Source organism: Streptomyces lydicus, assembly GCF_000717345.1.
Lineage (GTDB): Bacteria > Actinomycetota > Actinomycetes > Streptomycetales > Streptomycetaceae > Streptomyces > Streptomyces lydicus.
In genome coordinates this window covers 1-676 of record NZ_JNZA01000101.1, presented here as the reverse complement: position 1 = coordinate 676, position 676 = coordinate 1, and the positions used below count along the sequence as shown (strand labels likewise).

The window sequence follows — 676 nt, the reverse complement described above, 5'->3', positions numbered from 1 at the left end:
ATCACTGCCGAAATACGGCGGCTGACCATCGGCGCGCCGGACGGAAGCACCCGTGACCTGGTGCTGCGGACCTTCGTCAACGTGGAGCACGCCGAGGACTGGCTGAACAGGGAGGCCGGCGCCCTGACCCTGCTCACGGGGACCGGCGTGCCGGCTCCCGGACTGGTCGCGGTTGATCCGACCGCAGCGCATTGCGAGTATCCATCGCTTCTGAGGACACATCTGGCGGGACGGACAGTCCTCGACGATGAGGGAGTGGAGACGCGCGTCCCTCTGCTGGCCCGGCAACTCGTGGCGATCCACGCGTTGCGACCCGCCGTGCGGCCCCGGGGGTACGTGACGTTGACGACCGCCGACACCGTCGTGACTCCGAAGGGCGCCGACGCAGCGGCATGGGCCGCGGCGATCGACGTGATCCGCAAACCTGCGCCGCCCTATGAAGGGCGATTCCTGCACCGGGACTTCCAACCCGGCAACGTGCTGTTCGACGTGCTGCCCTCAAGGCCGGCAGATGCCCGGATCACGGGGGTCGTCGACTGGGCAGCGACCTCCTGGGGGCCGGCGGATCTGGATGTGGCGCACTGCTCGACCAATCTCGCGCTGCTGCACGGCCCGTCGTGGGGTCTGCGGTTCTCTGAGGCGTATGAGGAGGCCGGCGGGGTGCTGGCCGCGGCCG

General features: G+C 69.5%; 1 protein-coding gene. It reads left to right on the top strand.

Going from position 1 to position 676, the window contains the following annotated elements; genetic code table 11:
* The coding region (locus OO62_RS36165) for a phosphotransferase family protein (protein ID WP_033271973.1) at positions 1–676 on the top strand (676 nt) is incomplete at both ends.